The 25,618-nt window shown below is 72.2% G+C and carries 27 protein-coding genes; 16 read left to right on the plus strand and 11 right to left on the minus strand.

What is annotated here, in order from left to right; all coding sequences use genetic code 11:
- Nucleotides 1–131 precede the first annotated feature (131 nt).
- From AB0K05_RS16605 to AB0K05_RS16615, 3 genes are read left to right on the plus strand one after another with little or no spacing between them, the layout of a single operon-like run.
- Nucleotides 132–2,378 (plus strand): serine/threonine protein kinase, encoded by a 2,247-nt coding sequence (locus tag AB0K05_RS16605; protein WP_271279951.1) that lies wholly within the window; start codon nucleotides 132–134, stop codon nucleotides 2,376–2,378.
- Between the two features lie 60 nt (nucleotides 2,379–2,438).
- Nucleotides 2,439–3,254, plus strand: coding sequence for an MOSC N-terminal beta barrel domain-containing protein (locus tag AB0K05_RS16610; protein WP_271279950.1), 816 nt, complete (start codon nucleotides 2,439–2,441; stop codon nucleotides 3,252–3,254).
- Between the two features lie 52 nt (nucleotides 3,255–3,306).
- Nucleotides 3,307–4,596, plus strand: coding sequence for an MFS transporter (locus tag AB0K05_RS16615; RefSeq protein WP_271279949.1), 1,290 nt, complete (start codon nucleotides 3,307–3,309; stop codon nucleotides 4,594–4,596).
- Here the strand turns inward: AB0K05_RS16615 and AB0K05_RS16620 are convergent.
- Nucleotides 4,571–6,121 carry a bifunctional 3'-5' exonuclease/DNA polymerase gene (locus AB0K05_RS16620; protein ID WP_271279954.1) on the minus strand — a complete coding sequence of 517 codons (1,551 nt, stop codon included), beginning with the start codon at nucleotides 6,119–6,121 and terminating at the stop codon, nucleotides 4,571–4,573. The two genes, AB0K05_RS16615 and AB0K05_RS16620, sit on opposite strands and share 26 nt — an antisense overlap.
- A gap of 29 nt (nucleotides 6,122–6,150) precedes the next feature.
- Nucleotides 6,151–7,635, minus strand: coding sequence for a metallophosphoesterase (locus AB0K05_RS16625; protein ID WP_364229887.1), 1,485 nt, complete (start codon nucleotides 7,633–7,635; stop codon nucleotides 6,151–6,153).
- 134 nt (nucleotides 7,636–7,769) lie between these two features.
- Between AB0K05_RS16625 and AB0K05_RS16630 the strand changes: the two genes are divergently transcribed.
- On the plus strand, nucleotides 7,770–8,171 hold the full coding sequence (locus tag AB0K05_RS16630) for a hypothetical protein (protein WP_148030427.1): 402 nt from the start codon (nucleotides 7,770–7,772) through the stop codon (nucleotides 8,169–8,171).
- Here the strand turns inward: AB0K05_RS16630 and AB0K05_RS16635 are convergent.
- A complete protein-coding gene (locus AB0K05_RS16635) occupies nucleotides 8,168–9,721 on the minus strand; it encodes an FAD-binding oxidoreductase (protein WP_271279953.1) in 1,554 nt (517 codons plus the stop codon). The genes AB0K05_RS16630 and AB0K05_RS16635 overlap by 4 nt on opposite strands.
- 31 nt (nucleotides 9,722–9,752) lie before the next feature.
- Between AB0K05_RS16635 and AB0K05_RS16640 the strand changes: the two genes are divergently transcribed.
- From AB0K05_RS16640 to AB0K05_RS16655, 4 genes are all read left to right on the plus strand, one after another.
- Complete coding sequence (locus AB0K05_RS16640; RefSeq protein ID WP_148030426.1) at nucleotides 9,753–10,277, plus strand: helix-turn-helix domain-containing protein; 525 nt, start codon at nucleotides 9,753–9,755, stop codon at nucleotides 10,275–10,277.
- Nucleotides 10,274–11,830, plus strand: coding sequence for a glycerol-3-phosphate dehydrogenase/oxidase (locus AB0K05_RS16645; protein ID WP_345482519.1), 1,557 nt, complete (start codon nucleotides 10,274–10,276; stop codon nucleotides 11,828–11,830). The genes AB0K05_RS16640 and AB0K05_RS16645 overlap by 4 nt, the downstream gene beginning before the upstream one ends.
- 52 nt (nucleotides 11,831–11,882) lie before the next feature.
- On the plus strand, nucleotides 11,883–12,797 hold the full coding sequence (locus AB0K05_RS16650) for a sucrase ferredoxin (RefSeq protein WP_148030424.1): 915 nt from the start codon (nucleotides 11,883–11,885) through the stop codon (nucleotides 12,795–12,797).
- Nucleotides 12,798–12,898: 101 nt separating this feature from the next.
- Nucleotides 12,899–13,210 carry a WhiB family transcriptional regulator gene (locus AB0K05_RS16655; RefSeq protein ID WP_101784355.1) on the plus strand — a complete coding sequence of 104 codons (312 nt, stop codon included), beginning with the start codon at nucleotides 12,899–12,901 and terminating at the stop codon, nucleotides 13,208–13,210.
- Nucleotides 13,211–13,418: 208 nt separating this feature from the next.
- Here the strand turns inward: AB0K05_RS16655 and AB0K05_RS16660 are convergent, their stop codons facing one another.
- Both AB0K05_RS16660 and AB0K05_RS16665 read right to left on the minus strand, forming a co-directional pair.
- Nucleotides 13,419–13,652, minus strand: a complete 234-nt coding sequence (locus AB0K05_RS16660) for a DUF397 domain-containing protein (protein ID WP_148030423.1) — start codon at nucleotides 13,650–13,652, stop codon at nucleotides 13,419–13,421.
- Between the two features lie 123 nt (nucleotides 13,653–13,775).
- Nucleotides 13,776–14,648: a helix-turn-helix transcriptional regulator gene (locus AB0K05_RS16665; protein WP_364230410.1), complete on the minus strand. Its 873-nt coding sequence runs from the start codon at nucleotides 14,646–14,648 to the stop codon at nucleotides 13,776–13,778.
- A gap of 154 nt (nucleotides 14,649–14,802) precedes the next feature.
- Here AB0K05_RS16665 and AB0K05_RS16670 point away from each other — a divergent pair, with 154 nt between their 5' ends.
- A complete protein-coding gene (locus AB0K05_RS16670) occupies nucleotides 14,803–15,276 on the plus strand; it encodes an ATP-binding protein (protein WP_148030422.1) in 474 nt (157 codons plus the stop codon).
- On the opposite strand, the gene AB0K05_RS16675 is transcribed toward AB0K05_RS16670, so the two are convergent.
- Together AB0K05_RS16675 and rsgA are read right to left on the minus strand one after the other, a co-directional pair.
- Nucleotides 15,273–15,914, minus strand: coding sequence for a phosphoribosyltransferase family protein (locus AB0K05_RS16675; RefSeq protein ID WP_271280336.1), 642 nt, complete (start codon nucleotides 15,912–15,914; stop codon nucleotides 15,273–15,275). The two genes, AB0K05_RS16670 and AB0K05_RS16675, sit on opposite strands and share 4 nt — an antisense overlap.
- A 77-nt stretch (nucleotides 15,915–15,991) precedes the next feature.
- Nucleotides 15,992–17,089, minus strand: a complete 1,098-nt coding sequence (gene rsgA / locus AB0K05_RS16680; protein ID WP_271280335.1) for a ribosome small subunit-dependent GTPase A — start codon at nucleotides 17,087–17,089, stop codon at nucleotides 15,992–15,994.
- 345 nt (nucleotides 17,090–17,434) lie between these two features.
- On the opposite strand from rsgA, the gene AB0K05_RS16685 reads away from it, so the two are divergent.
- The gene (locus AB0K05_RS16685) at nucleotides 17,435–17,923 is read left to right on the plus strand and encodes a sigma-70 family RNA polymerase sigma factor (RefSeq protein WP_219543287.1); all 489 of its coding nucleotides are present in this window, start codon (nucleotides 17,435–17,437) and stop codon (nucleotides 17,921–17,923) included.
- Nucleotides 17,920–18,624 carry a zf-HC2 domain-containing protein gene (locus tag AB0K05_RS16690; protein ID WP_271280334.1) on the plus strand — a complete coding sequence of 235 codons (705 nt, stop codon included), beginning with the start codon at nucleotides 17,920–17,922 and terminating at the stop codon, nucleotides 18,622–18,624. The genes AB0K05_RS16685 and AB0K05_RS16690 overlap by 4 nt, the downstream gene beginning before the upstream one ends.
- A 420-nt stretch (nucleotides 18,625–19,044) precedes the next feature.
- On the opposite strand, the gene glyA is transcribed toward AB0K05_RS16690, so the two are convergent.
- From glyA to AB0K05_RS16710, 4 genes are all read right to left on the minus strand, one after another.
- Nucleotides 19,045–20,295 carry a serine hydroxymethyltransferase gene (gene glyA, locus AB0K05_RS16695; protein ID WP_219543215.1) on the minus strand — a complete coding sequence of 417 codons (1,251 nt, stop codon included), beginning with the start codon at nucleotides 20,293–20,295 and terminating at the stop codon, nucleotides 19,045–19,047.
- Nucleotides 20,296–20,476: 181 nt separating this feature from the next.
- Nucleotides 20,477–21,337 (minus strand): YihY/virulence factor BrkB family protein, encoded by an 861-nt coding sequence (locus AB0K05_RS16700; protein WP_364229893.1) that lies wholly within the window; start codon nucleotides 21,335–21,337, stop codon nucleotides 20,477–20,479.
- Between the two features lie 133 nt (nucleotides 21,338–21,470).
- A complete protein-coding gene (locus AB0K05_RS16705) occupies nucleotides 21,471–21,845 on the minus strand; it encodes a YccF domain-containing protein (RefSeq protein WP_364229895.1) in 375 nt (124 codons plus the stop codon).
- A 26-nt stretch (nucleotides 21,846–21,871) separates the two neighbouring features.
- On the minus strand, nucleotides 21,872–22,642 hold the full coding sequence (locus tag AB0K05_RS16710) for a TIGR03084 family metal-binding protein (RefSeq protein ID WP_364230414.1): 771 nt from the start codon (nucleotides 22,640–22,642) through the stop codon (nucleotides 21,872–21,874).
- 42 nt (nucleotides 22,643–22,684) lie between these two features.
- Between AB0K05_RS16710 and AB0K05_RS16715 the strand changes: the two genes are divergently transcribed.
- The 5 genes from AB0K05_RS16715 (at nucleotide 22,685) to AB0K05_RS16735 (ending at nucleotide 25,602) form a co-directional block, all read left to right on the plus strand.
- The gene (locus AB0K05_RS16715; protein ID WP_261808413.1) at nucleotides 22,685–22,810 is read left to right on the plus strand and encodes a hypothetical protein; all 126 of its coding nucleotides are present in this window, start codon (nucleotides 22,685–22,687) and stop codon (nucleotides 22,808–22,810) included.
- A 61-nt stretch (nucleotides 22,811–22,871) separates the two neighbouring features.
- Nucleotides 22,872–22,955, plus strand: coding sequence for a putative leader peptide (locus tag AB0K05_RS16720; RefSeq protein ID WP_354532976.1), 84 nt, complete (start codon nucleotides 22,872–22,874; stop codon nucleotides 22,953–22,955).
- Between the two features lie 108 nt (nucleotides 22,956–23,063).
- Nucleotides 23,064–24,737 carry a nitrite/sulfite reductase gene (locus AB0K05_RS16725; RefSeq protein ID WP_271280048.1) on the plus strand — a complete coding sequence of 558 codons (1,674 nt, stop codon included), beginning with the start codon at nucleotides 23,064–23,066 and terminating at the stop codon, nucleotides 24,735–24,737.
- A complete protein-coding gene (locus AB0K05_RS16730; RefSeq protein WP_148030414.1) occupies nucleotides 24,734–24,877 on the plus strand; it encodes an Insertion element protein in 144 nt (47 codons plus the stop codon). Before AB0K05_RS16725 ends, AB0K05_RS16730 begins: the two co-directional genes overlap by 4 nt.
- Nucleotides 24,874–25,602 carry a phosphoadenylyl-sulfate reductase gene (locus tag AB0K05_RS16735; protein ID WP_364229898.1) on the plus strand — a complete coding sequence of 243 codons (729 nt, stop codon included), beginning with the start codon at nucleotides 24,874–24,876 and terminating at the stop codon, nucleotides 25,600–25,602. The genes AB0K05_RS16730 and AB0K05_RS16735 overlap by 4 nt, the downstream gene beginning before the upstream one ends.
- The last annotated feature ends 16 nt before the right edge of the window (nucleotides 25,603–25,618 follow it).

Here is a 25,618-nt window from a genome sequence, read left to right on the forward strand (position 1 = left end):
CCGCACGTCAACCCCCGAAAAGCGACACTATGGTTTCGCCCCGGTTCACGTGCCTATATGGTGACGAATCCCATGATGTGAAACCACGGCGTGACTTGTGTGACCTTTGAGGCTGGAGATGGGGGCGGGACATGGCAGCCGACCGCGTGCTCAGCGGCCCCGGCGCTGAAGGCGGCACTCCACAGAGCCAGGGCAAGCTCGTCGGCAGGCGTTACCGGTTGATGTCGCCCGTCGGCCGGGGCGGCATGGGCATGGTGTGGCACGCCCACGACGTGCTGCTCGACAGGGATGTGGCGGTCAAGGAGCTCATCCTGCCGTTCGGCCTGGACCACGCGGGCAAGCAGGCGGCGCACCGGCGGGTGCTGCGCGAGGCCAGGTCGGCCGCGCGGCTGCAGCACCCGGGCATCGTCACCGTGCACGACGTGGTGGAGGAGGACGGCCGCCCGTGGATCGTCATGGAGCTGGTCCGCGCCTGGTCGCTGGAGCAGGCGGTGCGGCAGAGCGGCCCGCTGCCGGTGATCCAGGCCGCCGAGATCGCCATCCGGGTGCTCGACGCGCTCCGGCACGCGCACGCCTCCGGCATCCTGCACCGCGACGTCAAGCCGGGCAACGTGCTGCTCACCGCCGACCGGGTGGTGCTGACCGACTTCGGCATCGCCGCCGTCGAGGGCGACGTCACGATCACCCAGACCGGGCTGCTCATGGGCTCGCCCGCGTACATCCCGCCGGAGCGCCTGTCGGGGCAGCCGATCTCGGCGGCGGCCGACCTGTGGTCGTTCGGGGCGACGCTGTACGCGGCTGTCGAGGGCCGTCCCCCGTACGAGGGTCCTGACGCGGTCGCGGTGCTGGGCGCGGTGCTCACGCAGGAGCCGTCCAGGCCGCAGCGCGCCGGCGCGCTGCTGCCGGTGATCGAGGGGCTGCTGCAGAAGAACCCGGCCGCGCGGCTCACCGCCGACCAGGTCGCCGACCGGCTGGAGCGGGTGCTGCTCGCGCACGGCTCGGTACGGCCGCGCACCCCGGAGACGCCCGCGCCGCTGCCCACGCTGGGCGACTCGACGCCCGCGGGGCTGCTGCCGCCGCTGGAGCCGCCGTCGGGGCCGCTGCCCTCCCGGATCGTGGAGACGCCCTCGGGCCCGGTGCGCGTCCCGTACGACCCGGAGAACAACCCTTCCGACGGGTACGGCATTTCCTACGACACGACGTCCGGTCACCGGACCGACCAGGTGCGGCAGCCGGGGTTCGACGCTTTCTCCTCGGGCCCGCACTCCCTTCCGGGGCTCGGCGGCTCGGCGGCCCCGAGGTCGCTGTCGGACCCGGCCCCGGGCGGCTACCCGTCACCGGGCAGCACGTCCGGGCCGTACCCGCTGCCCGGACACGACACGTCCGGCCCGTACCCGTTGCCGGGACAGGAGACGTCGGGCCCCTACTCGACGCCGGGAGGCGCGTCCGGACCGTACGCGACGCCGGGCGGGGCGTCCGGCGCCTACCCGGAGCCGGACGGCCTGTCCTTCCCCGGCGGGGGCCGCACGCGGGGGCCGGGTGACTCCGGTGAGCAACCGGCGCCGCCCATCCTGCCGCTGACCAGCGACAGCCGCAGCGTGAGCGCCTCCGGCCGGTGGCCGCTGGCCACTGACGACGACCTGCGCGACCAGTCGCACAGGCTGTCCAAGGACGTCGGCCGCAGCCGCCTGGCCCAGCTGCCCGGCGGTCCCCATCGGACCTCCGCCGGCCGGCCCACCACCAGCCGGCGCAGCCCGGACGAGAACGGCAACGCCTGGGTGCGCGACGGGCGGCCGACGCCGCTGCTGATCGTCGCCGCCGTGGCGGCCGTGGTCGCCGTGGTGGCCGCGCTGATGATCTACGCGTCGAGCGGTTCCGTCGAGCCCGTGACGACCCCGCTCTCGGTCGCCAGCAGCGCCCCGGCGCGGGCCGAGGCCTCCCCGGTGCCCGACGGGTACGTCGAGGAGACCCCGCCGGGGTTCAGCGTGGGCGTGCCCGAGGGCTGGAAGCTGAGCACCTCGGGCGGCCAGACCACGATCACCGGGCCGAAGGACTCGGGCATCGAGGTGATCGTCGCCCAGGTGGCGCCCCAGGCCGACGGCGGCCTGTCGGAGCTGACCCGCGAGGAGGCGGACGGCGGCAGGGACGGCTACATCCAGGTGCAGCTGCAGGAGACCGACTACCGCGGCTGGAAGGCGACCGACTGGGAGTACACCTACGCCGCCGAGAACGAGGTGCCCATGCACGCGCTCACCCGGTTCGTCACCGTCGACGACAAGACGGCCTTCACGATCACCTTCGACATGCCGGAGCTCGTCTGGGACGACCAGTCCGGGGCCCGCAAGGTCTTCTTCGACACCTTCCGCCAGTCCACCTGACCCGGCGTCCTTCCTGGTGGAAGGCCCGGAAGTCAGATCGTGATGTTGTACGGTCTGCACATGAGGCTGGGGAGCATCTTCTTCTATCCCATCAAATCCACCTCTGGGCACGAGGTGGCCGAGGCCGAGGTGCAGCCGTGGGGGCTGGCCGGCGACCGGCGCTACCTCGTCGTGGACGAGCGCGGCGAGCCGATCACCGCCCGCGAGCATCCGATCATGCTGGCCTGCGTGGCCCTGGCCGACGGCGCCGCGATCAAACTCACCGGCCCGCACGCCGACCCGCTGCGCGTCGTCCCCACCTCGCGCAGGTTCACGGCGAACGTCTGGGGGACGCCGGTGGAGGTGACCGACTGCGGGGACGACGCGGCCGCGTGGATGGCCGCGCTGATCGGGCGGCCCGCCAGGCTGGCCTGGCTGGACGACCCCACCCGGCGCCCGGTCGATCCCGCGTACGGCCTGCCCGGCGACCGGGTGAGCCTGGCCGACGGCTACCCGCTGCTGCTCACCACGACGGCCTCGCTGGCCCGGCTCGGCGACTGGGTCGCGGAGACGGCGGCCGAGCTGGGCGAGGAGATCCCGCAGCCGCTGGACATGCGCAGGTTCCGGCCCAGCGTGGTGGTGGAGGGCGCGGACGAGGCGTTCGCCGAGGACGGGTGGCGGCGGCTGCGGATCGGCGAGGTGGAGTTCCGGGCCGCCAAGGGATGCGACCGCTGCGTGCTGACGACCGTCGACCCGGACACCTACGCCAAGGGCAAGGAGCCGATCCGCACCCTGAACCGTCACCGCAGGTGGGACGGCAAGGTGTGGTTCGGCGTCAACCTGATCCCCGACGGCACGGGCGTGATCAGGCGAGGTGACCCCGTCACAGTGCTGTAGTCCCAAAAACAACGTTTTGGGGTGATCTCTGGGGCTATGCGAGACTTCACGGGTGACCAGCACCCCCACGACCGCTGACGCCTCGCCCTCCGCCCATCTCCGGGCCGTCCAGCGCCGCACTCTGATCGTGCTCTCGGCCGCGCAGATCGTGGGCGGCGTCGGAGTCGCCGTCGGACTGGCGCTCAGCTCGGTGGTGGTCGACCAGCTCTCCGGGTCGACGATGATCAGCGGCTTCGCGGGGACCGCGACGGTGCTGGGGGCGGCCCTGCTCGCCCTGCCGACGGCCAAGGCGTCGAGCAAGGGCGGCAGGCGGTCCGGCCTGGCGCTGGCGTACCTGGCGGCGCTGCTCGGCTGCGCCATCTCGGTCGTCGCCATCAACCTCGGCAACTGGCAGTTGCTGCTGGCCGGGCTGGTGCTGGTCGGCGGCGGCAGCGCGGGCAACCTGGCGGCCCGCTACTCGGCCACCGACCTGTCGCCCAGGAACCACGCCGCCCGGCACCTGTCGCTGGTGGTGTGGGCGGCGACGGTCGGCTCGGTGGCGGGCCCCAACCTGGCCGAGCCCGCCGACCGGATCGGCATGGAGGCCGGGCTGGTGGGGAAGGCCGGGCCGTTCGCGTTCGCCGCGCTGGCGTTCGCGCTGGCGCTGCTGATCGTCTTCGCCGGACTGCGCCCCGACCCGCTCAAGCTGGCCAGGGAGCACGACGGCAGGAAGCCCTCGACGGAGGCGGGCAACCGGACGGTCCGCACCGCGTGGCGGATCCTGCGCACCACGCCGATGGCCCGCCAGGCCCTGGTGATGATCGCCGTCAGCCACACCGCGATGGTGTCGATCATGTCGATGACCCCGGTCAAGCTGCACCACGACGGCGCCGAGCTGGACGTGATCGGCATCGTGATCAGCCTGCACATCGCCGGCATGTACGTGATGTCGCCGGTGGTCGGCTGGCTGGCGGACAAGGCGGGCCGGGTGCCGGTGCTGCTGCTCGGCATGGGCCTGCTGCTGGTCTCCGCCGTGCTGGCGGCCACGGCGGGCCACCAGGTGTGGCAGGTGACGGTGGCGCTGTTCGTGCTCGGCCTGGGCTGGTCGTGCGGGCTGGTGGCCGGCTCCGCGCTGGTCAGCGAGTCGGTCTCGATCGACGGCCGCACGGCCGTCCAAGGGCTGTCGGACCTGCTCATGAACGTGTGCGGGGCGACCGGCACGGTGCTGGCCGGCGTGATCGTGGGCGGTCTGTCGTACGGGGTGCTCGGTTCGGGCGTGGGCGTGATGGTGGCGCTGGCCGGGGTGTGGCTGGCGCTGGCGGCCCGCCGGTCGGGCGCTATTTGGCGTCCGCGTAGCAGCTGACCGCGACCGCCTCCATCGGGAAGCGCACCGGAGTGGCCCCGAACAGCAGCCGGGTCGCCTCGGCCGCCGCGGCGCCCACCGCATTCGCCACCTGCTCGGCCAGGTCGAGCGGGCAGTGCACGATGACCTCGTCGTGCTGGAAGAACACCAGCCTGGCCGGGCCGGGCAGCAGGCCGCGCAGCACCCCCATGAGCGACAGCGCCCATTCGGCGGCCGTGGCCTGGACCACGAAGTTGCGGGTGAACCTGCCCCGGTCGCGCGCCGCCCGGCCGCCCTCGGGGCCGGAGACGAGCTCGCGCCACGACGCGGACGGCGGCGGGCTGGTGCGCCCGAGCCAGGACCGCACGAGCCGGCCCTCCTCCCCGGCCTTGGCGGCGTCCTCGACGAACTGGTAGGCCTTCGGGAAGCGCCGGCGCATGACGGGCAGCAGCCGGGCGGCGTCGCCGCTGGTGCCGCCGTACATCGCCGACAGCATCGCGATCTTGGCGTGGTCGCGCTGGCCGCCGAACGAGCCGGCCAGCGCCGAGTAGAGGTCGATCTCCCCCGCCGCGGCGGCCAGCCCGGCGTCGCCCGCCATCGCGGCGAGCACCCGCGGCTCCAGCTGGGCAGCGTCGGCGACGACGAGGGCCCACCCGTCGTCGGCCACCACCACCCTGCGCAGCACCTTGGGGATCTGCAGGGCGCCGCCGCCGCTGGTCGCCCAGCGGCCGGAGACCACGCCGCCGACCACGTATTCGGGCCGGAAGCGGCCGCCGCGCACCCACTGGTCGGCCCACGCCCAGCCGTGGAAGCTGTGGAGCCTGGCCAGCTCCTTGTAGGCGAGCAGCGGCTCGACCGCCGGATGGCCGACCTGCTTGAGCTCCCAGGACCGGGTGGACTTGATCGCCACCCCGGCCCCCTTGAACGCCTTGACCAGCTGCTGCACCGAGTCGGGGTTGACCGGATGGCCGAACGCCGCCGACACCCGGTCGGCCAGCGCCTGCAGCTTGGCCGGCCGCATGCCGTGGACCGGCCGGGGCCCGAGCATCTCGGCGAGCAGCGCGTCGTGCACGTTTCTGCGCCAGGGCATGCCGTCGTGGCTCATCTCGGCGGCGATGAGCGCGCCGGCGGACTCGGCGGCGGCCAGCAACCGGAACCGGCCGGGATCGGGCAGCGCCGCGATCCGGGCGAGCTGGTCGGCGAGCACCTCGGCCACCGCCTCCGGGGGCAGCGGCTCGGGCGCGAAGAGCGTGCCGGGATCTTCCGGCGCGTCGTCGGGGACGGGCCGGCCGTGCAGCCTGGCGTGCGCGGCCCTGGCCGAGCGCGGCTCCCCGTGACGCCCTTCGTACGCGAGCAGCAGGGCCTCGGTGAGTGCGAGGTCGTGGCAGCGGGAGACCCGCACCCCGGCGGCGAGCAGCGGCGGGTAGGCCTCGCGGGTGTCGGCCCACACCCACCGTGGCCGCGACGCCTCCAGCTCGCTCACCGCGCCGGGCCCGGCGGGGCGGGGCGGCCCGCCCGCGGGAAGGAGCCGCTCTCCGGCCAGCACCACGTACACGACTCCAGGGTGCCAGGCGGCTACGACAAAGAGATGCGCACCTCGTCCTCGATGGGGGGTTCGAGCTCCTGCCGCAGGCATCCGGTGGCGGCGTGGCACCGGATGGTGAGCGCGTCGGGGGTGACCGACAGGCGCAGGAACTGCTTGAAGAACGGCGGGGTGTCCCAGTCGGACAGCTCGGACAGGAAGTGCTGGAACACCCGGTCCACCGGCAGCCGGAACGGCCACGGCCAGGACCCGAGCAGCCGCGCCGCCCACCGCATCCGCCGGGTGATCGTCACGGCGCCGCCGGCCGGCCGCACCGGCGTGTTCTTGATCTGCTCGGCCATGATGCAGGCGGCCTCGTCAGGGGTGAGGCAGAGCCACTTCATCCGCAGCCGCTTGGCGTAGAGCTGGCTGTAGAAGGACAGCGAGTCGCCGCGCAGCGGGTAGCAGCGGTAGTCGTCCTCGTGCACGCCGCCCACGTCGACGCGCCGGATGGTGTGGGTGGCGTGCATGAACGCGCCGCCGCCGCCGGACACGACGTACTGGATGACCCGGTCGCCGACCTGGACCGGGTAGCGCTGGTAGTTGTGCACGTCGCCGCCGATGGCCGCCACGTAGCGGTGGCGCGGGTCGCGCACGATGTCGTCGATGGTGCCGCCGCCCTCCAGCGCGGAGGGCTTGTAGGCGTTGCCGGTGTAGATCGGCTTGCCGGTGACCAGGAGCTTCGGCCGGGGGTCGAGCGACACGCGGCGCAGCCACGCGGTCTGGCCTTTGTCGATGGTGCCCTTGATGCCGGTGTCGACGCCCACGATGAGCAGGCTCGGGGTGTCGATCACCCAGTACGGGCCGGGCTGCGTCGCCTGCTGGGCCGGGCGGCCACGCAGCGCGCGGGCCTCGGCCAGGGCCGGTTCGTCGATCGTCTCGGGCTTGCGCCACAGCAGCCCGCGCAGCCCCCGGTCGGGCCTGGGCTTGAGCGAGGCGTCGCAGAAGACCCGCATGAACCCGCCGAGCCCGTCGTACCAGTCGTGGTTGCCGGGGATCGCGTAGATCGGCGCGTCGTAGTCCTGGTAAGGGCGGAAGAACTTGTCGCGGTAGTCGTTGCCCGACCCGGCCGGGTAGATGATGTCGCTGGCCAGGATCGCGAACGCGGTGCCCTCCCCCGCCTTCAGCATGCCGGGCACCACCGCGTACTGGGACGCGTCGCCCTCACCGGTGTCGCCGACGAGCAGGAAGTCGAAGCTCTCGCCGACCTCGGGCGCGATCCGGAAATCGGGGTCCGTGCCGCGCCCGCGCAGGGCGGCGACCCACTGCTCGCGCACCTCGCCGGACGGGTCGCCGAACAGGCCGGCGAGGATCTCGTTGCGGGACTTCCACAGAGTGACCGGGTTCAGCCAGGTGAAGCCCTCGTCCTTCGGCCGCAGCCGGTCGAACGTGCCGATCTCCTGGCACACCCATCCGGCGCCCTCCTCGGACACCCGCGAGGATGCCCGCTTCCCCCGTTCAGCCGTTGATTCGCCCATGACCCCATCTTTGCCCGTAGATCACGTCGCGCGCATCCGAACAGAGCGTGCCGTTGCCGACACAGCTGGTTCACGATGGTGTAACCTCAGTCGCCCCAAGCAAGCGGTTGTCGTCGCCAAGGGGAGGGCTAGCCATGGCCCGGAACGGTTCCGATGACGCGCTCAGGCGGAACACCACGCAGGTGGATGCCGTCGAGGGCCTGCTCGCGTACGCCGCCACGAGGAGCGCGCGCGAGGCGCTGCGCCAGGTGAGCCGTGCCGTGGCGATGAGCCGCGATCTGGCGGCCGAGCACCCCGAGCACACCTCCCTGCTGGTGCGCGCCCTGATCATGGAGGCGTCCCTGCAGCTGAGACGTAAGTGCCCGGCCGAGGCGCTGCCCCCGGCCGAGGAGTCGGTGGCGCTGGCCAGGAGGGCGGGCGGGGCCCCGCTGGCGCGCTCCCTGCACGCGCTGGCCGCCGCCTACAGGGCGCTCCGCCGCTTCGGCGAGGCCGCCGAGGCGGCGGAGGAGGCGTCCAGGGTCGTCGAGCTCGACTAGACGAGCGCTCCCGGGTTCAGCACCCCCCGCGGGTCCACCCGGTCCTTGACCGCGCGCAGGATCGCCACGCCGAGCGGGCCGATCTCGGCGGCGTAGGCGGCGCGATGGTCGCGGCCGACCCCGTGATGGTGCGAGATGGTGCCGCCCGCCTCGACGATGGCCGTGTTCGCCGCCTCCTTGGCCCGCTCCCACTGCGCCACCGGGTCGTCCTCCTGCGCGGTGACGACGGTGAAGTAGAGCGACGCGCCGGTCTCGTACACGTGGGAGATGTGGCACATGACCAGCGGCGAGCCGAGCGCGCCGAGCAGCGCGAGCCGGACCGCGTCGTACAGGCGCGGCAGGTCGGCCCAGAAGCCGGCCGTCTCCAGCGTCTCCACGGTGGCGCCCGCGGCGAGCAGCGAGTCGCGCAGGTACGGCGCGGAGAAGCGGCCGTGCGCCCATCCTTGACCGGGCTCCTCGCCGAGAGGGACGCCGCCGTGGCTTGACAGCACCGCGGCGGCGGCCTCGCGGCGGGCGGCCACCGAGGCGCCCTCGTAGCCGGCGATCACCAGGCAGCCGGCCTCGCCGCCGCCGATCCGGTCGGGGCGGGCCAGGCCGATCATGGTCTCGGTCTCGTCGGAGAGCCGCAGGACCGTGGGCAGCGGGCCGTCCTGGGCGAGCGCCCGCAGCGCGGCCGTGCCGGCGGCGAAGCCGGGCAGGCGCCAGCCCTCGTACACCTTCTCGGCCGGGGCGCGGCGCACCCGCAGCCGGAGAGAGGTGATGACGCCGAAGGCGCCCTCGGACCCGAGCAGGAGCTGGCGCAGGTCGGGCCCGGCCGCCGACTTGGGCGCCCGGCCCAGGTCCAGGTCGCCCTCGGGGGTGGCGACGGTCAGCCCGGTCACCATGTCGTCGAAGCGGCCGTATCCCGCCGAGGCCTGGCCGCTGGAGCGGGCCGCGGCGAAGCCGCCCAGCGTGGCGTACTCGAAGGACTGGGGGAAGTGGCCCAGCGTGAGGCCGTGCGCGGCCAGCAGGCGCTCGGCCTCGGGGGCGGGCACGCCGGGCTCGAACACCGCGGTCATCGACTCGGCGTCGACCTCGACCAGCCGGTCCATCCGGCCCAGGTCGAGCGAGATCACCCCGGCGAAGCCGTCGCGGGCTGCGGTGAGCCCGCCGACGACGGAGGTGCCGCCGCCGAACGGCACGACCGCGATCCGCTCGGCCGCGCACAGCCGCAGCACTCGCGCCACCTCGTCGTGGCCGCCGGGCAGCACGACGGCGTCCGGCGCGCCGGCGCCATCCCCGGCGCGCATCCGCAGCAGGTCGGGGGTGGACTTGCCACGGGCGTGCCGGACCCGCGCCTCGTGCGTGGTCAGCACGTGCCCGTCGCCGACCAGGCCGGCGAGCGCGTCGAGCAGCCGGGGCTCCAGCGCGGCGGGCGGCATCCGTACGGACTCCAGTCCGGCGGCGGGGACCGCCGGCGCGCGCACGCCCAGCAGATCGTGGAGCAGCCGGCGGACCTGTTCTGGAAGCTCGCGGGCCTTGGCCGGGTCGCCCCAGCCGGACCAGAGCATCGGTTCCGATCGCACGGTTACACTGTGACATATGACGGCTATTCGTCACAATGACGGCGTGCTGGACGCGGCCCGCGACTGCGTGCTGGCCTACGGGGTGCGCCGCACCACGCTCACGGACGTGGCGCGGCGGGCCGGGGTCTCGCGGATGACGATCTACCGGCACTGGCCGGACATGCGGGCGCTGGTCGCCGACCTGATGACGCGCGAGTGGGTACGGGTGATCAGCGGGCTCGACCTGGCCGATCCGGTGGGCGCGGTGGTGGCCGGGGTGCGCGGGCTGCGCGGGCACCCGCTCTGGCGCAAGATCGTGGAGGCGGATCCCGAGCTGCTCCTCCCCTACCTGCTCGACCGGCGGGGGGCCAGCCAGGAGGCGGTGCTCGCGGTGCTGGAGCCCGCCCTCGGCGACCCGCGCAGGGCCAGGGCGGTGCTGCTGGTCGCCCAGTCGTTCCTGCTGTCGGCGCCCACCATGCTCGATCCGCTCACCCTCGACGACCTCGACGCCGAGCTCGCCGCCCTGCTGGAGTCCTACCTCGCGCGCCCGGCGGGACGGTGAGCGGGGTCGTGCCGGGCAGCTCGCTGAACGCCGCCCGGAGGGCGCGCGAGCTGGCCCGCACCGCCGAGGAGCGGGTGGACGTGCTGGTGGTCGGGCTGGGCGCGACCGGGGCGGGCGCGGCGCTGGACGCGGCCTCGCGAGGGCTGGGCGTCGCCGCGATCGACGCCCAGGACCTCGCCTTCGGCACCTCCAGGTGGAGTTCCAAGCTGATCCACGGCGGCCTGCGCTATCTGGCCAAGGGGCAGGTGGGGGTCGCGTACGAGAGCGCGGTGGAGCGCGGCGTCCTGCTCACCCGCACCGCCCCGCACCTGGTCAGGGCGCACCCGTACGTGCTGCCGCTGACGCCGGGGGTCACCGGGGCGCGGGCCGCGACGGTGATGACCGGTTACCTGCTCGGGGACGGGCTGCGGCGCGCGGCGGGCACCCCGCGGCGGCTGCTGCCGGGCCCGTCGGCGCTGCCGGCGGGCCGGGTCCGCGAGCTGGCCCCGGTGCTGCGCGCGGGCGGGCTGCGCGGCGGGCTGCTGTCGTGGGACGGGCGGGTGCTCGACGACGCCCGGCTCGTGGTCGCCGTGGCCAGGACGGCGGCCGCGCACGGGGCCCGGATCCTGACCCGCTGCCGCGCGCTGGAGCTGCGCCCGGACGGCGCCCGGGTGCGTGACGAGCTGACCGGCGAGGAGTTCGAGATCAGGGCGCGGGCGGTGGTCAACGCGACCGGCGTGTGGGCCGGCGGGCTGGACCCGAGGGTGCGGCTGCGGCCCTCGCGCGGCACCCACCTGGTGCTCGCGGCGGGCGCGCTGCCGGGGCTGCGGGCCGGGCTCCACGTGCCGATCCCGGGTGAGAGCAACCGTTTCGCGCTCGTCCTGCCGCAAGCGGACGGGCGGGTGTACGTGGGGCTCACGGACGTCGCGGTGGACGGGCCGGTGCCCGACGTCCCCGAGGCGCCCGAGGAGGACGTCAGGACGCTCCTGGACGTGCTGAACGGCGTCCTGGAGATCGAAGTGCCGAGGAAGGCCGTGGCGGGCGCGTACGCGGGCCTCAGACCGCTCCTGGCGGGCGGCGGGCACACGAGCGGGCACGGGGACGGGCGCGGGGACGGGCGCGGGGACCCGGGGGCGGGCGGGCGCACGGCGGATCTGTCGCGGCGGCACGCGGTGCTGTCCTCGGGCGGGTTCGTCACGGTCGTCGGCGGCAAGCTGACCACCTACCGGCGGATGGCCCAGGACGCCGTGGACCGGGCGGTCGCGGTCCGCGGGCTGCGCGCGGGCCCGAGCCGGACGGCCGCCATCCCGCTGGTGGGAGCGGGCCGGCCGGCCGCGGGGACGCCGCGCAGGCTCGCCGAGCGCTACGGCGCGGAGGCGGCGGCGGTCCGGCCGCTGGTGGAGTCCTGTCCCGAGCCGGTCGGTCTCGGCCTGACCCGGGGCGACCTGCTCTGGTCCGTGCGGCACGAGGGCGCGCTCGACGCCGGCGACCTGCTCGACCGGCGCACCCGGATCGGCCTGGTGGCGGCGGACCGCGAACGGGCTCTGGAGGCCGCGGAGGGCATGTTCGGCTGATCCTCCCCAACCCGTTAGGTTAGTCTTACCTAACCGTTGGAAGGGGGAAGGTGTGGCGAAGGGCTGCGAACACGCGAGGGGATGTCACACGGGTGGCGTCCCCACTCTCGCGAGCGCCACGGCGGGCGCGCGGCTCTGGCTCCTGGTCGAGTACGCGGGCCCGTGGCCGTCACACCTGGAAAGCTTCGAACTTCCTGAGAACATCGCCGAACTGGTGGCGCGGGCGCTCGCCCGGGGCATCAGGCCGCAGCTCATCCGCCGACCGGGCCGCCGCACCCGGACGCGGGATCAGGGCATCCGCGTGCTAGTCGGGTACGGGATCGGCGACCGGCCGTGGCTCGCCGGCGGCGTCATCGCAGGTCCTGACGATCTTGACCTGGACGCGCTGGTGGCCGGAGTGGTCCCCGAGTCCTGCATACTTGAAGACGAGCCGGTATTTCTGGTGTGCACGCATGCCAAGCGCAACGCGTGCTGCGCCCGCATCGGACTGCCCCTCGCCCGTGCTCTGGCGGAAAAACTGCCAGAAAGGGTGTGGGAAACGTCACACGTTGGCGGCGATCGGTACGCCGCCAACCTCGTGTGCTTGCCACACGGAATTTTCTACGGCAGCATGTCTCAGGCTGCTGCGATCGCAGCGGCTAACGCGTACCGGTCGGGCGAGATCATTCTCGACCGTTTCCGGGGACGCGCGGGTATCCCTGAGCCATTGCAAGCCGTCGAGCACTTCGCCCGAACCCATACGGGAGAGTGCTCCGTCGGCGCGGTGACCGTGGAATCCTCCAAGTCGGACGGCGACGTCACCGAAGCCATCGTGCGCTGCGGCGACGTCCGGTTCAAGGTTGTGGTCCAGCCCTCGGCGCGGCAAGCGCCGTGTGGCTCGGTTTGCGCCGACAAGGCCGCCACCTACCGGCTGGTTTCGCTGGACAGGCTTTCGCCTGTGCGGTACGCCACGCCTGCCTACGCCTGACAAAGGGAACATCACGGTCCTCCATTGCGTTGGAACAGTGACGCCCAAAGCGTCCGATGCGGCTCAATTACCGAAATACCTCTCACGAAGGTGGTTTTCTCATGTCTCAGGTACGTCGGCAGCTCGCCCGCCCGCGCCCCAGCTGGGGTTGGCAGGATGATGCCGCGTGCCGGGGTGAGGACCTCGTGCTCTTCTTCGGCCCCGACGGGGAGCGGCAGCCCGAGCGTGACGTACGTGAGCGGAAGGCCAAGGCGATCTGCGCCCAGTGCCCCGTCCGCACGGAGTGCCTTGACTACGCACTGTCCCGTCCGGAGAAGTACGGCACGTGGGGTGGCCTCAACGAGGACGAGCGCGCCTCCGAGCGTCGCCGTCGCATGCGCCGCGCCGCCAGCGCCGGCATCTCCGCCGCCTGACACACCCGGCAGCGTCTCCGAAGATCGTGTGATCACGCAGTTGTCCCGATGACCGGGGCCCGGCACGCCGGGCTCCGGAGAACCCGGTCGGGACAACTGCCTGATCAGGCGGACCTCGCCCCGCACGAAAGAACCGCGCATGAAAGAAGCCGCCGTCCGATCCGGACGGCGGCTTTCGCGTGCCCGCCGGTCGGCGGGCTAGGGCTGATCACACCAGCAGGTCGTCGAACTCTCCGTCTTTGGCGCCCAGGACGAACGCGGTGATCTCGGCTCGCGTGTAGACGAGCGCGGGACCGTCGGGAAACCGCGAGTTGCGCATGGCCACCTCCCCTGTGGGCAGGGTCGCCACCTCGACGCAGTTGCCGTTGGGATTGCTCCGCGCGCTCTTGCGCCAGTCGGCGGAGAGTCGACCGGCGGGCGTTCCGTTGCGGAACTCGTGCATGGGTGTTGCTCCTCGGCCCTTACGGATGCACGTGCATCCGTGCTTACGAGCCGAGAATAGAGGGACGAACCGGAGGCCATATACCGGATGGCCAAAAATCCCTATGTGATGGGTCACAGGGACTCAGCCGTTCAGCAGCCGCTCCAGGAACGCCCGGGTCTGGCGGGGCTGCTCCGCCTGCACGCTCAGCCGATCCATGACCTTCACGTAGTGCTCGGAATCGGCGACCTTGTCCAGGTAGAGCGCGCTCGTCAGCTGCTCCATGTAGACCACGTCGGGCAGCTCACGCTCGGGGAAGCGCAGGATGCTGAACGGGCCGCCGGCCGCGGCGTGCCCGCCCCGGTCGAACGGCATGATCTGCAACGTGACATTGTGGTGGGCGATGAGCTCCAGCAGGTGCTCGATCTGCTCGCGCATGACCTCAGGGCCACCCAGCACCCGGCGCACCGCCGCCTCGTCGATCACCGCCCAGAGCGTGAGCGGGCTCTCCCCGGTCAGCCGCCGCTGGCGGGCCGTCCGCAACTGGACCCTGCGCTCCAGCTCGCCGGCCGGGGCGTTCTCGTGGGCCAGCTCGATCACCGCCCTGGCGTAGGCGGGCGTCTGCAGCAGGCCGGGCACGAACTGGTTCTCGTAGGTCCGGATGACCGAGGCGGCGCCCTCCAGCCCGATGTAGATCTCGAACCAGCTCGGCAGCAGATCGCTGTACTTGTGCCACCAGCCGGGCTCGTTGGCCTTCCTGGCCAGTTCCAGCAGCGGCGCCCGGTCGCCGGGGTCCGTGACGCCGTAGAGGGTGAGCAGGTCGGCCACGTCGCGCTCCTTGAAGCTGACCTGGCCCAGCTCCAGCCTGCTGATCTTGGCATGGGACGCGCGGATGGAGTAGCCGGCGTCCTCCCGGGAGATCCCCTTGCCGGTGCGGAGTCTGCGGAGCTGCGTGCCCAGCAGGATCCGCAGGACGGTCGGGCTACCCGGAGAATGTCGCAGAATGTCGCTTTCCATCCGCTTCGCCCGCTCCGCGCTCACGCTCACCGCTCCCTATCGCATCTGCACGTGCAGATGCGATTTGCATCCGTAAATCACGAAAGAGTCTTGCATCGCCGACGTCACGCCGTAAAGATGGTCTTGGACACCAGAACGCGCTTCGGGGGCCAGCATGACGACTTTCGACCCGGGACCGCAAACCGCCAGCGGTCTCAGGCCACCAGGATGGCTGACGGCCGTCCTGATCGAAGGTCGGCCCGCCGAGCGCGATCGCCTCTTCGGCTTCCACGAGCTCAGCACGTTCGAGCCCGGGTGCGTCTCGGTGGCAAGACGGTTCGTCGACCAGACGCTCGGCTCGTGGGGGGCCGAGCGGGCCGTGTTCGACGCCCAGCTCATCACCTCCGAGCTGGTCACCAACGCCATGCGCCACGGCGGCGGCGCGATCGACCTGCGGCTGCTGATGGACAGGACCGAACTGGCCTGCGTTGTGAGCGATCACAGCACGGCGCCGCCGGTCACCGGCGGCGCCGACGTTTTCGCCGAGTACGGTCGCGGGCTGCGCCTGGTGGGCGCCCTCTGCCGCGCCTGGGGCTGGCTCACGCCCGGCGGCGCGCGCAAGCTCGTGTGGGCGGTGCTGCCGCTCTAACCCGGCGCCGGGTTCCGGGCCAGCACCTCCAGCACGTCGGCGTCGGAGAGCTGGCCGAAATGCTCGTACCACTGCCCGACCGCGCGGAAGTCGGCCGGCACGCAGAGCACCACCACCTCGTCGGCCTCCTCCCGCATGGCGCTGACCGTGTCCCTGGCGCCCACCGGCACGGCGAGCGTCACCCTGCCGGGCCCGGCCGCGGCCACCGCCCGTAGCGCGGCCCGCGCGGTCACCCCGGTGGCCAGCCCGTCGTCGGCCACCACCACCTCGCGGCCCGCCAGGCGGGGCAGCGGCCGGTCACCCCGGTACACCGCCACCCGGCGGGCCAGCTCCCGCCGCTCGGCGGCCACCTCGCCGGCCAGGTCCTCCGGCGTCAGCCCCAGCCGGTGCAGCAACGGCAGGTCGAACACCGGCTCGCCGCCCTCGGCGATCGCCCCCACGCCGAACTCCGGCGACGGCGGGTAGCCGATCTTGCGGGTGACGAGCACGTCCAGCACTCCGCCGAGCCGGCGCACGATCGGCTCCGCCACCTCCACCCCGCCACGCGGCAGCGCGAGCACCACCGGGCCGGGGATGCCCGCCAGCCGCTCGGCCAGCCGCTCCCCCGCCTGCGCACGGTCGACGAACACGCACTCCATACGCGAACCCGTACCCACGCCGCCGACGGGCAGGCCCGCCGGGGAGAGGCCCGTGCGGGCCCGCTCCCCGGGGGGCGTCACGGCCGGTTGCGGCCCGAGCGGCGCATCTCCTTGTGGATCGACTTCCACTTGCTCTGCAGGTCCTTGCGCAGCCTGGCGTCCGTCCGGGAGGCCATCCACGCCGCCTCCCGCTGGAGCTTGCGCCAGCTCTCCAGCCGCCGCTCCGGCAGCTCGCCGCTCTCCAGCGCCGCCAGCACCGCGCACCCGGGCTCGGTCTCGTGGCCGCAGTCGTGGAAGCGGCACTCCGCCGCCAGCGCCTCCAGGTCGGAGAAGACCCGCTCCACGCCCTCGTTCATGTCGTACAGGCCGACCCGCCTGATGCCAGGCGTGTCGATGACGAGCCCGCCCCCGGGCAGCGGGATGAGCTCCCGGTGGACGGTGGTGTGCCGGCCGCGCCCGTCGGCGGCGCGCACCCGCTGGGTCTCCATCACCTCGCCGCCCGCGAGCGCGTTGACGAGGGTGGACTTGCCGGCCCCCGAGGGGCCGAGCACGACGGCGGTACGGGACCCGTCCAGATAGTCGCGGACGAGCTCGACCCCCTCGCCGCGGATGGAGGAGACCGCGTGCACGTCGACGCCGGGCGCGGCCTGCCGCACGTCGTCGAGCAGATCGCCCAGACCGGGCCCGAACAGGTCGGACTTGGTGACGAGCACCACCGGAGTGCCGCCGGACTCCCAGGCGAGCGCCGTCAGGCGCTCGATGCGGCCCAGGTCGGCCAGGTCGGTGGCGTGCATGGACGGTTCGGCGACGAACACGATGTCGACGTTGGCCGCGAGCACCTGGCCCTGGCCGTCGCCGGACAGCCCGCCGCGGGAGTCGCGGCTGACGCCGCCGCGGACGAACGCGGTCGTCCTGGGCAGGAGCTCGGCGAGCTCGTAGTCGCCCGCGGGCAGCGGCTTGAGCGCGGCCCAGTCGCCCACGCAGGGCAGCGCGACGGGGTCGGCGGCGGACGCCCTGCGGACGCGGGCGCCGTAGCGGGCGTGATGCCGGCCGGCGCTCGTGACGACCTCGGCCGTGCCGCGGTCGACGCGGGAGACGCGGCCGGGCACGGTGTCGCCGGGCAGCTCGGCGGCGCGGGAATCGGTCCAGCCGAGCAGAGAAAGATCGTAAGACAACGGAATTGCACCCTTGAGGTTGAGAAGGAACCCGGGTGGTCTCAGGCGAGCACCCGGAGGGGGACTGACGGCAGGCAGAACAGGACGACCCGCATAGTCCTCACCTCCTCGATCCGTTGCCGGTGACTCTACGCACCGGCCGCGCGGGACCGCAACGGGTTTTCGGCCACCCCGCGGTTGAACCGTCGGGGCGCCGTGGTCCGTACCACCTGCCGACGGACTCGAGAAAGGGGAATGATGCGACTGAGCACGTATCCCCCACCCTCGGCCGAGGGAGCAGCCCCCATGGGCAAGCCGCGGTTACGGCAGTGGTTGAGGCGCGTACGGCCGGACCCGGAGATGGTCGTGTCGGCTCTCTACCGGCAGTACCACCGGCCGTTGCTGGCCTTCGTCGTGCGGCTGACCGCGGGTGACCGGCAGTGGGCCGAGGACGTCGTACAGGAGACCATGATCCGCGCCTGGCGCAGCGCCGAGCAGCTCGATCCCGACGCGGCCTCGCTGATGCCCTGGCTGGCGACCGTCGCCCGACGTATCGTGATCGATGACCGGCGGCGAAGGGACGCCCGCCCCCAGGAGCAGGGCGACGGCCCGCTGGAGCACATGCCCGTGCCGGATGAGATGGAGCAGCTGCTGCACCAGGTGGTCGTGTCCGAAGCGCTCAAGGCCCTGTCGCCCGCGCATCGCGAGATCCTCAACGAGACGATCCTGCGCGATCGTTCCGTCAACGACGCCGCGCGGGCGCTCGGCATCCCCGTGGGCACCGTCAAGTCCCGGGTCTACTACGCGGTGCGCGCGCTGCGCGTGGCACTGGAGGAGAGGGGGGTGACGGCGTGACCTCGCGAGTGGAGCACACCGACGTGGGCGCCTACGCCCTGGGCCTGCTGGACGACGACGACCGGATGGCGTTCGAGACGCACCTCCTCGGCTGCCGTGCCTGCGCCGCCGAGCTGTCCGACCTGGCGGGGGTGGCCCAGGCGCTGCACGGGCTGGGGCCGGTGACCGACGACCCCCCTGAGGAGGAGCCGGCCGAGGTGATCGACCTGCTGCACCGCAAGCAGGCCGCCGACCGGCGCTCGCGCAGGGGGACGTTCCTCGTCGGGATCGCGGCGGGCATCTCGCTGGTGGCGGGCGGGCTGGTGCTCGGCGCCCAGATCGGCGCGCAGAACACCCCGCCGGCCGCCCACACCCAGCTCGGTCCCGCCGAGCAGTTCTACGCGATGGGCACGCCGGTGCCGGGCACCGGCAGGGACGGCGTGACGGGCGGGCTGGTGCTGGAGTCCAAGGGCTGGGGCACCCACGCGGCGCTCAAGCTGTCGGGGGTGAAGGGGCCGCTGGAGTGCGAGCTGGTGGCCGTCGGCAAGAGCGGCGACCGCCGGGTCATGATGGGCTGGTCGGTGCCGCCGGCCGGTTACGGCACCGAGGCCAACCCGGAGCCGCTCTACATGCACGGCGCGGCCGCGCTGACCGTCGACAAGATCGACCGGTTCGAGGTCATCACCGCGACCGGCCGCAACCTGCTCACCGTCGACGTCTGACGCTTCCGCCACGAGCCCTCTCACCTGCGGTGGGAGGGCTTTTCCGAGGGTACGGGAGAATTTTTCGCGAATCGTTGAACCCGGGGCGATCCGGGGGCCGTACTGCTTGCCAGAACAGGGATTCCCTCCAAGGAAGTGACCGGCATGTCAGGGGACATGCCGGTCACCCCGAGTTCGCACCGGCCCGCCGGGACGTTCGGGAACCGTCCGGACGGGTCCGCCGGCCAGTGGCGGTCCTCCCCCTCACCGCCATCCGGCCGTCGCCCCGGGGCCGTCCGGCCCGCCCCGGCCGCGACGACGCCCCGCCGCACCACGGGAGCCCGTGCGGCGGGGCGTCCCCTGCCGGGTCCGAGGCGTTCCGGCCGGCCGTAAAGCGTGCTCTTTCAGAACACCGGGGCGGGAACTCCGGGACCGGCCGGGTTACAGGCCGGGGGCCGGGAACTGGGCGGTGAGCTCGCTGACCTCGCGGTGGACGCGGGTGATGACGTCCTCGGCGTCGCCCTTGGCCAGGGCGGTGACGACCTCGTCCATCCACGCGCCGATCTGCCGCATCTCCGCCTCCTTCATCCCGCGCGAGGTGACGGAGGGCGTGCCGATGCGGATGCCCGACGGGTCGAACGGCTTGCGGGTGTCGAACGGCACCGCGTTGTAGTTGGTCTCCAGGCCCGCCCGGTCGAGCGCCTGGGCGGCCGGCTTGCCGCCGATGCCCTTGGGGGTGAGGTCGAGCAGGATCAGGTGGTTGTCGGTGCCGCCGGAGACCAGGTCGAAGCCGCGCGAGGCGAGCTCTTCGGCCAGGGCCTTGGCGTTGGCGACGACCTGGTGGGCGTAGGCCTTGAAGTCGTCGGTCGCGGCCTCGCGCAGCGCGACGGCGATGGCGGCGGTGGTGTGGTTGTGCGGGCCGCCCTGCAGGCCGGGGAAGACGGCCTTGTTGAGCGCGGTGGCGTGCTCGTCGGTCGTCGCCATGAGCATGGCGCCGCGCGGGCCGCGCAGCGTCTTGTGGGTCGTGGTGGAGATGACGTCGGCGTGGCCGACGGGCGACGGGTGGGCGCCGCCGGCGACGAGGCCCGCGATGTGCGCGATGTCGGCGGCCAGGACGGCGCCGACCTCACGGGCGATGGCGGCGAAGCCCTCGAAGTCGATGGTGCGCGGGATGGCGGTGCCGCCGCAGAAGATCAGCTTGGGCCGGTGTTCGAGGGCGAGTTCGCGCACCTGGTCGAGGTCGATGCGGCCGGTGTCCTGACGGACGCCGTAGCGGACCGGGTTGAACCACTTGCCGGTGGCGGAGACGGACCAGCCGTGGGTGAGGTGGCCGCCGAACGGCAGGCCCATGCCCATCACGGTGTCGCCCGGCTGCAGGAACGCCATGTAGATGGCGAGGTTGGCGGGGGAACCCGAGTAGGGCTGGACGTTGGCGTGGTTGACGCCGAACAGCGCCTTGGCCCGCTCGACGGCGACGGTCTCGACCTGGTCGATGACCTGCTGGCCCTCGTAGTAGCGCTTGCCGACGTAGCCCTCGGAGTACTTGTTGGTGAGGACGGTGCCGGTGGCTTCGAGCACGGCCTTGGAGACGTAGTTCTCCGAGGCGATGAGCTTGACCGTGTCGGCCTGGCGCCGCTCCTCCGCCTTGATCAGCTCGGCGATCTCAGGGTCGACGCTAGCGAGAGAACCCATGACTCTCCTGTCATATTGACGTGTCTTGCGAAGACCCAGGCGCCCGGCCTCCGCTCCTTCCCGCTCCCCGGTGGTCGTTCCCACCTGATGCGCCAGTCGCGACGTCATTGACGATATCGGATGCCGGGGAGCTCACTCCGCCGTGATCTGGGCCTTCTCCGCGGTCATCGGGGGCCCGATCTCATTTCGCGCGGCCGTCGCCGGGCCAGAGCCGGTCGACCTCGGCGTTGAGTATCGCCCCGATGAGCACGGCCAGGGCCGTGATGTAGAGCCACAGCAGCAGGGCTATGGGCGCCGCGAGCGACCCGTACACGGACACGGGCGAGAACCAGGCGGCGAGCACCGCGCGCAGCACCGCGGCGCACACGATCCACAGGAACAGCGCCAGGATGGCCCCGGGCAGCTCGCGGAACCAGCGGGTGCGCACGGGCACGCTGACGTGGTAGAGCACGCACAGGAACAGCACGGAACCGACGACCACCACGGGCCAGTAGAGCAGGTCGACGGCGGCGGCGTAGTCGGCGGGCAGCGCCCCTTTGAGCAGCGTCGGGCCGATGACCAGGATGGGCATCACGACGATGCCGACGACCAGGCCGATCACGTACAGGCCGAAGGACATCAGCCGGGTGCGGATGATGCTGCGCTCCTCCCCCAGCCCGTAGGAGACGGAGATCAGGTCGACGTAGACGTACAGCGCACGCGAACCGGACCAGAGCGACAGCAGGAAGCCCAGCGAGATGATCGACACCTTGCTGGCGTCGTCCCTGAGCACGTCGGCGAGCAGCGGGCGGACCACGGTGTCGATCGTGTCGGCGGTGAACAGCACGCCGGCCTGCTGGATGACCCACGCCTCTATGTCGACCACGGCCTGCTTGCCGATCCAGCCGCCGAGCTTGGCCAGCACGCCGATCAGGCCGAGCACGAACGGCGGCAGCGACAGCAGGGCGAAGAACGCCGCCTCGCCCGCCAGGCCGGTGACGCGGTAGTTGATCCCGGCGTTCGTGGTGGCGCGCACGGTCGCCCACGACCTCGTGTCGCGCACCAAGCTCAGCCTGGCCCGGGCGGCCGAGGCGGCGGGCCTCTTGGACCCGCTTGGCGCTTCCGTGGACGTCATGGCACCCAACGCTCTGTCGCAGTGACTCTCCGGCTCAGCTTACGTCCCGGGTTGTCCTGCCCTAGTCGTTGTCCTCGATGCGCGCTCCCAGCGGCAGCAGCGAGACGGGGATCATCTTGATGTTGGCGATGCCCATCGGGATGCCGATGATCGAGATGAACAGCGGGATCGACGTGAGCACGTGCCCGATGGCCAGCCAGACGCCGGCCACGACGCACCAGATGATGTTGCCGATGAGCGAGAAGACACCGACCTCGGGGTCGCGCACCACGGTCCGGCCGAACGGCCACAGGGCGTAGGCCGCGATGCGGAACGAGGCGATGCCGAACGGGATCGTGATGATCAGGATGCAGCAGATGATCCCGGCGACGGCGTATCCGATGGCGAGCCAGATCCCGGCGAAGACGAGCCAGATGACGTTCAGGAGCGTGCGCATGCTTCCAGCATGTCACCGGGCGCCCGTCAGCGTGATCCCGGCGGGCGTCCCCGCCCCGGCGGGCCCGCGTACGCCTGCGCGATCGGCATCCACGCGGCCGCAGGCTCGCCGGTGACCTCCAGGGCGGTGTCGGAGAGGTGGGCGCGCTGGGTGACGGCGAGGCAGAAGTCGAGCATCGGCCCGCGCACCACGCCCGCGGCGCCTTCCGGGCCCGCCGTCCACAGCTCCCCGCCGGGCGTCGTCAGCTCCACCCGCACCGGCTCGGCCGGCACGGGCAGGCCGCGTACGGCGAACGAGTAGGGCAGGGCCATGACCCCGATGCGGGCCACGTGGCGCAGCCTGTCGGTGGGCTCGCGGGTGCGGCCGAGGGCGTCGGCGACGTCCTGGCCGTGCGCCCACGTCTCCATCAGCCGGGCGGTGGCGAACGACGCCGCCGACATGTCGACCCCGTACCAGGGCAGCCGGTGCTTGGGCGGCAGCGGGGCGAGCGCCTCGACGAGCCGGGCGCGCGAGGAGGCGAACCACGCGCGCAGCTCGCCGGCGGGCATCTCGCGCGACCGCCCGGCCAGGTCGTCGGGGGTGGTCGTGGCCGAGGCGGCGAGCAGGTCGCGGAAGGCGTCCGGATCGGTGATCGCGGTGCGGGCGGCGTCGTCGAACCAGGCCAGATGGCTCACCTGGTCGCGCACCGCCCATCCGGCGGCGGGCGTGGGCAGCTCCCAGTCGCCGGGACGCAGCGGCTCCAGGAGCGTTTCGAGTGAGGCGGTTTCGGCGCGGAGGTCGTCGAGCAGCTCGGCCATGAGATCCACGACGCCAGCCTAGCCCGGGGCGATAATGCTGTCGTGATCTGCGACAGCTGCAAGGACAGACGCCACGACGACTGCCGGGGCGGCTCGTGGTGCGACTGCCAGCATCTGCCCGCCGAAGAGGCCCAGGAGTCGGAGCTCGACTGGCCGCGTCAGGGATGATCGAGTCCAGACTCTGGACCCGGTATTGGACATCTCGGACGGCCAGAGTATCTTCATAAGCATGCCAGCGGACCCCATGCTTGTCGGCCGACGCCACGTCGACCTTCTGCGTGTCCGCAGTGCCATCTGTTGCGACGCCCGGTAACCACTCGTTTCCCACCGCTGAGCGCGTCGCACTCCTTCTTCCCCTGCACTCGATGACGAGGCAGGAGGACATCCGCGTGCGCGCGCCCATGATCTCTAAGGACGCGCAATGAGCACCCCTGCCAGCCGGCATCACAAGCGCCCGCGCGGCGAAGGTCAGTGGGCTCTCGGTTACCGGGAGCCGCTGAACAAGAACGAAGAGCTGAAGAAGAACGACGACGGGCTGAACGTCCGCCAGCGGATCATCGACGTCTACTCCAAGCGGGGCTTCGACTCGATCGACCCCGCCGACCTGCGCGGGCGCATGCGCTGGTACGGCATCTACACCCAGCGCAGGCCCGGGATCGACGGCGGCAAGACCGCGATCCTGGAGCCGGAGGAGCTCGACGACCGCTACTTCATGATGCGCATCCGCATCGACGGCGGCCAGCTCGACCTGCGCCAGCTCCGGGTGATCGCCGACCTCTCCAACGAGTACGGGCGCGGCACCGCCGACGTGACCGACCGGCAGAACATCCAGCTCCACTGGATCGAGATCGAGTCGGTGCCGGACATCTGGCAGCGGCTGGAGGCCGTGGGCCTGTCGACCACGGAGGCCTGTGGCGACACCCCGCGCACGATCCTGGGCTGCCCGCTGGCCGGGATCGAGGAGGACGAGGTGCTCGACGCCACCGAGCAGATCCGCGAGATCCACGAGCGCTACATCGGCGACCCCGCCTACTCCAACCTGCCGCGCAAGTTCAAGACCGCGCTGAGCGGCTGCCCCTCCCACTGCACGGTGCACGAGATCAACGACGTGGCGTTCGTCGGCGTGGTCAACGAGCGGGGCGAGAAGGGCTACGACCTGTGGGTCGGCGGCGGCCTGTCGACCAACCCGATGCTGGGCAAGCGCCTGGGCGTGTTCGTGGCGCCGGAGCAGGCGGGCGACGTGTTCGGCGGCGTCATCGGCATCTTCCGCGACTACGGCTACCGGCGGCTGCGCCACCGGGCCCGGCTGAAGTTCCTGATGAACGACTGGGGGCCGGAGAAGTTCCGCGAGGTGCTGGAGACCGAGTACCTCAAGGAGCCGCTGCCCGACGGGCCCGCGCCCGAGCAGCCGCGCGCCAACCGCCGCGACCACGTGGGCGTCTTCCGCCAGAAGGACGGCCGGTTCTACGTCGGGTTCGCGCCCAGGGTCGGCCGGCTCAGCGGCGACCAGCTCCACCTGATCGCCGACATCGCCGAGCGTCACGGCTCCGGCCGGGTGCGCACCACGGTCGAGCAGAAGATGGTCATCCTCGACGTCGCCCCCGAGCGGGTCGACTCGCTGGTGGCCGAGCTGGAGGCCAACGACCTGCGGGTGAAGCCGTCCACGTTCCGCCGCCAGACGATGGCCTGCACCGGCATCGAGTTCTGCAAGCTGGCCATCGTCGACACCAAGAACACCGCCGACAACCTGATCGACGAGCTGGAGCGGCGCCTGCCGGAGTTCACCGAGCCGCTCACCATCAACGTCAACGGCTGCCCCAACTCCTGCGCCCGCATCCAGACGGCCGACATCGGGCTCAAGGGCCAGCTCGTCCTGGACGAGAACGGCAAGCAGGTCGAGGGCTTCCAGATCCACCTGGGCGGCTCGCTGGGCGTCAACTCCGGCTTCGGCCGCAAGGTGCGCGGGCTCAAGACCACCGCGGCGGCGCTGCCCGACTACGTGGAGCGGGTCGCGCGCCACTTCGACGAGCAGAAGAAGGAAGGCGAGACCTTCGCCGACTGGGTGCAGCGCGCCGACGAGGCCGATCTCAAATGAGCGGCCGCGCGGTCCCGTTCCACTGCCCGTACTGCGGCGACGAGGATCTGGAGCCCTACCAGGATGACGGGGGCTGGTACTGCCGCTCCTGCGCTCGTGCGTTCAAGCTGAAGTTTCTCGGAATCGGGGTCAACATATGACGCTCGCCGACATCGAAATCGATCTGCGGCAGCAGCGCGGCGTCCTCGACCTGCAGGACATCGTCGAGTCCGCCGCGGTCTTCCTGGAGGACGCCTCCGCCCGCGAGGTCATCCGCTGGGCGGCGGCCACGTTCGGGGACCGGCTGTGCCTGACCTCGTCCATGAGCGACGCGCTGCTGATCGACCTGGTGAGCCGGGTGAAGCCGGGGGTGGACGTGCTGTTCGTCGACACCGGCTACCACTTCGCCGAGACGGTCGGCACCCGCGACGCCGTGGAGCAGGTCTACGACGTCAACGTGATCAATGTGAAGCCGTCGCGCACGGTCGAGGAGCAGGATCGCGACCTCGGCCCGCGGCTGTTCGGCCGCAACCCCGACCTGTGCTGCTTCCTGCGCAAGGTGGAGCCGCTCAACCGGGCGCTGGAGCCGTACCTCGCGTGGATCAGCGGCATCCGCCGCGACGAGTCCCCCTCGCGCACCGGCACGAAGGTCGTGGAGTGGGACGCCAAGCGGCAGATGGTGAAGATCAATCCGATCGCCTCCTGGACCCAGGAGGACGTCGACAACTACATCTCCGACAACGGGGTGCTGATCAACCCGTTGCACTACGACGACTACCCCTCCATCGGGTGCGCGCCGTGCACCCGGCAGGTCCTGGAGGGAGAGGATCCGCGCAGCGGCCGCTGGGCGGGGCTGGGGAAGGTCGAATGCGGCATTCACCTGTGACCCCCGGCCGGCCGGT

Source organism: Nonomuraea sp. NPDC049486 (assembly GCF_040676925.1).
GTDB classification, from domain to species: domain Bacteria; phylum Actinomycetota; class Actinomycetes; order Streptosporangiales; family Streptosporangiaceae; genus Nonomuraea; species Nonomuraea ferruginea.